At 66.6% G+C, this 4073-nt stretch carries 6 protein-coding genes and 1 pseudogene; 2 read left to right on the top strand and 5 right to left on the bottom strand.

Annotation, left to right across the window (positions count from 1 at the left end):
- Positions 1–123 precede the first annotated feature (123 nt).
- Both ACFXN1_RS51380 and ACFXN1_RS51375 read right to left on the bottom strand, forming a co-directional pair.
- Positions 124–1638: an ISKra4 family transposase gene (locus tag ACFXN1_RS51380; protein WP_379446709.1), complete on the bottom strand. Its 1515-nt coding sequence runs from the start codon at positions 1636–1638 to the stop codon at positions 124–126.
- An 87-nt stretch (positions 1639–1725) separates the two neighbouring features.
- Positions 1726–2265: a hypothetical protein gene (locus tag ACFXN1_RS51375; RefSeq protein ID WP_379446711.1), complete on the bottom strand. Its 540-nt coding sequence runs from the start codon at positions 2263–2265 to the stop codon at positions 1726–1728.
- A gap of 115 nt (positions 2266–2380) precedes the next feature.
- Here ACFXN1_RS51375 and ACFXN1_RS51370 point away from each other — a divergent pair.
- A pseudogene (locus ACFXN1_RS51370) lies at positions 2381–2551 on the top strand (AAA family ATPase); the annotation flags it as partial.
- A 245-nt stretch (positions 2552–2796) separates the two neighbouring features.
- Here the strand turns inward: ACFXN1_RS51370 and ACFXN1_RS51365 are convergent.
- Positions 2797–3075 carry a transposase gene (locus ACFXN1_RS51365; protein WP_379446758.1) on the bottom strand — a complete coding sequence of 93 codons (279 nt, stop codon included), beginning with the start codon at positions 3073–3075 and terminating at the stop codon, positions 2797–2799.
- Between the two features lie 122 nt (positions 3076–3197).
- Between ACFXN1_RS51365 and ACFXN1_RS51360 the strand changes: the two genes are divergently transcribed.
- Entirely contained in the window at positions 3198–3647 is a 450-nt protein-coding gene (locus ACFXN1_RS51360) for a transposase (protein ID WP_379446759.1), read from the top strand.
- On the opposite strand, the gene ACFXN1_RS51355 is transcribed toward ACFXN1_RS51360, so the two are convergent.
- Both ACFXN1_RS51355 and ACFXN1_RS51350 read right to left on the bottom strand, forming a co-directional pair.
- Positions 3589–3711 carry a helix-turn-helix domain-containing protein gene (locus ACFXN1_RS51355; RefSeq protein WP_379446760.1) on the bottom strand — a complete coding sequence of 41 codons (123 nt, stop codon included), beginning with the start codon at positions 3709–3711 and terminating at the stop codon, positions 3589–3591. The two genes, ACFXN1_RS51360 and ACFXN1_RS51355, sit on opposite strands and share 59 nt — an antisense overlap.
- Positions 3712–3720: 9 nt before the next feature.
- Positions 3721–3876: a hypothetical protein gene (locus ACFXN1_RS51350; protein ID WP_379446757.1), complete on the bottom strand. Its 156-nt coding sequence runs from the start codon at positions 3874–3876 to the stop codon at positions 3721–3723.
- Between the last annotated feature and the right edge of the window lie 197 nt (positions 3877–4073).

The raw sequence follows: 4073 nt of genomic DNA, 5'->3' as shown, positions 1-4073 counted from the left end.
CTACAGCATCACCGGCATGAACCCCATCGACACCGCCGACTACATCCGCCACCACTGCAGCATCGCCGGCCGCACCGACACCCTGTTCTCCGATGGGTGCGGCTCCGGTTGAGTGACTGTTGATCAGGCGGCGAGTTGGTGGTCGTCGGGGTGGACGCGTTGGTGTTCGCGGGCGATATGGAATGTCCAGTATCGATCCAGGTCGCCGTTTTGGGTCAGTGCTCGCAGGGTGAGAAGGGCTTCGGCGCCGGCCAGGCCCCAGCGTGCGCCGCCTTTTTCGAAGCGGTCGGCGATGATGTGGCGGCAGGCTCCTTCGATGACGCCGGTCGCGATCGGCCAGCCCTCGGCGAGGGCTCGCTCGTAGTGCAGGTAGGCGGCGTGCGAGCGTAGATACCGGACCGCGTCGTCAGCGCCGCGCCGGGCGTCGGGTGTGAGACCTTCTGTTTCGGCGCGGGTTTCGATGCTGGTGGCGACGGCCTCGACACGACCGGCGAGCAGTCCCAGTACCGCGACGGCGACCCAGTCCTCGGCGGCGGGATCGGTGGGAGCGTAGAAGGATCGAGCAGCGCCCCAACAGTATTCGGTCACATGGATCAGATCGACGAGGATATCGATGGTGACGCCGCGGCGGCGGGCCTCGGTTTCGATGACCTCGATCTGATGCCATGCCCCGTCGATGAGCGCGACCCAGGTCCGGGCATGGGCGGGGTCGCGGGCTTGGGCCTGGTCGAACGCGGCGGCGATGACCCGTTCGGGGGAATCGGTCACCGACCCGGTCAGCCATTTGCCGGTCGCTACCGGTCCGGGCCGGCGGTCACGGCCGGCGGCGCGGGGACCTCCGGGCACCGTGATCACGTCGTGTGGGCGCCGCGGGGCGGGCTGCGCGTCGTAGACGCAGGCGAGGGTGGCCATCCTTTTGCGGTTGGATTTCTCGCCGGGACCCAGGCGGGTGCGGAATACCGGCGTCGCGCGGGCCGCGGCGCGGCGGGTGGGTTCCCGTAACGAGTCCGGGCGCATGACAATGCCCTTGGCGTCCGCGGACAGCACCAGCAGAGTTTCACCGGTGGCGGGTTCAGGGGTCGCGGTGGCGTAGAAGTCGTCGATGTCGACCGCCGCCGCGACCACCAGATCTTCGAGTTGGCGTTTGCCCGCGACCCGACCACACCGGGCCGTGATCACCGCATGGGTGATGTCGTAAGAAGAGCGGACCGCTTCCTCGACCGCTCGCCGGCGCAGTCCGTGGCTGTGACGAGTCCGCGGCAACGACAAGACCGCGTCGGCGGGATAGATGTTGGGTTCATCGGGTGCGCGTAACGCGGTGCGGCGCACCGTGACCGGCCCGAACACCGTGGCCAGCATCCGGTGATGGCCGTACTCGACACGAGTACGACCCGCCGGGTGCTCACCGCGGCGCATCCGGGCCGCCACGCCGGTTTCTTCTCGTGCCGCGCGCAGGTCCAGATGATCCTGCAGCAGTTGGCGCATCAGCTCCCGGCTTCGGTCGGTGAGCAGATCCTCGAGCTGGGCGTGGGTGGCCGTAGCGGTGGTCTCACCGCCCAACTCGGCGACCAAGGAATCGAACAAGGTGGCCGACAGGTCAAAGGGGCCAGCGCTCGCGCCGGCGTCGTAGGGTGTCACCGCGGGCTCTCTTCCACGGGTTGGTTTGGTTGGCACCTTCGAATCTAACGGGGAGAGCCCGCCAATCCCGCTATACGACAACACCGTTCAGGTGTTGACATCCACCCCGTCGGCCAGCACGAACAACCCTGGCATCTGTTCGTCCAGCCAGCCGCGCGCCACCAACCGCTTCAGCTTCGACCGCAACGACTCCACCGTGGAGCGCTCCTCGTCGCACCCCAGCGCCGCAGCGACATGCCCGGTCCGCAACCCACGCCCGGCATCGGCGAGGATCTCGAGAATGTCGCGATAATCCTGTGGCAACTCCGAGACCAGCACCCCGGGACCCCGCGGCGGCACCAGCATCACACCGATCGGCGACCCACCCACCCGCTCCCGCTCCCGCTCCGGCTGTTGCGGCTCGTCGCCTGCGGCCACGCCCGCCGAATCGGCCGGCGATCCATCCGTGGGATCGGTTACCACACCCAAGATTTCGCCCATCGTCTCCCGCGTGATCCGCAGACGCGACAACTCCTGCTCCACCCCGTCGAGTTGCTCGCTCAACTCCGTGATCCGCTGACACAACTCCTTGGCCCGCGCCACCCCCGCAGCCTCACGCCGCTCGAGCTCCTCCCGCCACGACACCATCGCCGCCCTCCATCAGCCGGCCCCCATCCCGACGATAGAAGCCAGCCCACCAGCACAACAGCCCCAACCCATTTCACCAGCTCACAGCCTGATCAACAGTCACTCAGCCGGAGCCGCACCCTTCTCCGATGACGCTGTCGCCTTGATCCACAACGCCTCTCGCGGGCACCCGCGCGCGGTCAACAACCTCGCCCTGCAAGCACTCACCGCCGCGTTCGCCTCCGACCACGCCATCGTCGACGAGAAAGCCGCCCGCATCGCCATCAGCGAGAACTCCTCGGACTGAACCGAATCCACACCACCACGACCATCACCACGCCACGATGGTGACCACACCGTCACCATGCCCATCACGGCCCCGTCCCACACACGGACGGGGCCGTTTTCACGGCCCACTCGTCACCATCGCCGACGACGCGAACATCACCATCCTCAGTGACGCGCGACAGGCGGGGACGATCCACGCGCACGGGATCGGGAACTACGTCATCGGCATCAGCCGATCCCTCCTTCTCCGAGTTCCACTGTTACTCATGCGACTTCGTGTCGCACGATCCAGTTCAGCCACGACGAATACGTCGGTAGGAACACCAGTTCCACGGCGTTGTCGGCGCACCAGGCACGGACTTCGGCGCGCTTGTGCGGGGAGAAGTTGTCGACGATGACATACAGCCGCTGGCCCGGCCATCGCGCCCGCAGCGATTTCAGCAACGACACGAACTCCATCCACCGTTTGCGGTCGCGGATGCGGTAGTAGATTTGGCCGGTGGCCAGGTCCAACGCACCGAACAGGTGCCGGACTCCGAGCATGCGGTGTAGGTCGCGCGCAACCGTTTCGGTCGCCGCCGCGGTCCCCAGCCGCGCCCGGAGCGGGGTTGCAGGTTCAACGGCCCGAACTCGTCGACGCAGATCACCCGCCCGTCGGCGGGCTGATGGTCGTAGGGGTCGAGGACCCGGGCCACTCGGCCTGTCAATCCTGCCCCGCCCGCGAGCAATGCACCCGATCAGCGGCGGGACAGCGGCTCACGCTGCAACAGCGGGCCCAGCACCAGGCCCTCCAAATCGGCCGCACCGAACAAACAACCGAGCAATGGCAGCAACGCTATCAGCACCGCGCAGGAGTGGAAGGCACCATCGCCCAGGGCATCCGATCCTGCGGCTTGCGCAGATCCCGCTACCGCGGACTGCCCAAGACACGCCTGCAGCACCTACTGACCGCCGCCGGCCTCAACCTCAACCGCCTCAATACATGGTGGGAGACAACACCTTTCGCCCCAACACGAACATCACCGCTCGCCGCGCTCCGGCCAGCCGCTCGACGGCTCAACCGAATTCGCCAACAGTATCCATTTGTGTCCAGAGCGCGGACCCCTTCTCGTTGAAGTCGTGGATCACCTGCCGCACATACGATTCCGACACCCGCATCAACTTCGCGATGAACCCCATCGGCTGATGCTACGCCGAGGCCATCACCACCACCGCCCGCCGCATCCACACCGGCTGCCTGCTACGCCGAGCGATCTGGGCCAGCTTGCGGCCCTCTTCCGGGGTCACCGCTTCGACGAACACATCCGGCTTGCGAGCCACCGGCACCACCTCCACCGGCAGCATCACCGCTCACCCGCCGATGATCAACCCGCCACCCCGAGACGAGGATTAAAGCATCAACCTTCCCAGACGGCGCCACCAGCAGCCGTCGCTATCAGCTTCTAACCTCGCCCAATCACGCCTGATGGGGCCGTCGGTGGCTCTGAAATGGCGAAAGGTGCTCTGAACTGCGATAATTCGGCTTGCTGAGGGCTGAATAT

The sequence above is a fragment of the Nocardia sp. NPDC059154 genome (genome assembly GCF_042755705.1).
In the GTDB taxonomy this organism is placed as follows: Bacteria; Actinomycetota; Actinomycetes; order Mycobacteriales; family Mycobacteriaceae; genus Nocardia.
This window is presented reverse-complemented; position numbering and strand designations above follow the sequence as displayed.

What these genes read in the sequence shown, in the direction of transcription:
- ACFXN1_RS51375 (WP_379446711.1), bottom strand. Translation starts at nt 2,265, where the DNA reads ATGGTGTCGTGGCGGGAGGAGCTCGAGCGGCGTGAGGCTGCGGGGGTG.
- ACFXN1_RS51365 (WP_379446758.1), bottom strand. Translation starts at nt 3,075, where the DNA reads ATGCTCGGAGTCCGGCACCTGTTCGGTGCGTTGGACCTGGCCACCGGC.
- ACFXN1_RS51360 (WP_379446759.1), top strand. Translation starts at nt 3,198, where the DNA reads ATGGTCGTAGGGGTCGAGGACCCGGGCCACTCGGCCTGTCAATCCTGC.
- ACFXN1_RS51355 (WP_379446760.1), bottom strand. Translation starts at nt 3,711, where the DNA reads ATGGGGTTCATCGCGAAGTTGATGCGGGTGTCGGAATCGTATGTGCGG.
- ACFXN1_RS51350 (WP_379446757.1), bottom strand. Translation starts at nt 3,876, where the DNA reads ATGCTGCCGGTGGAGGTGGTGCCGGTGGCTCGCAAGCCGGATGTGTTC.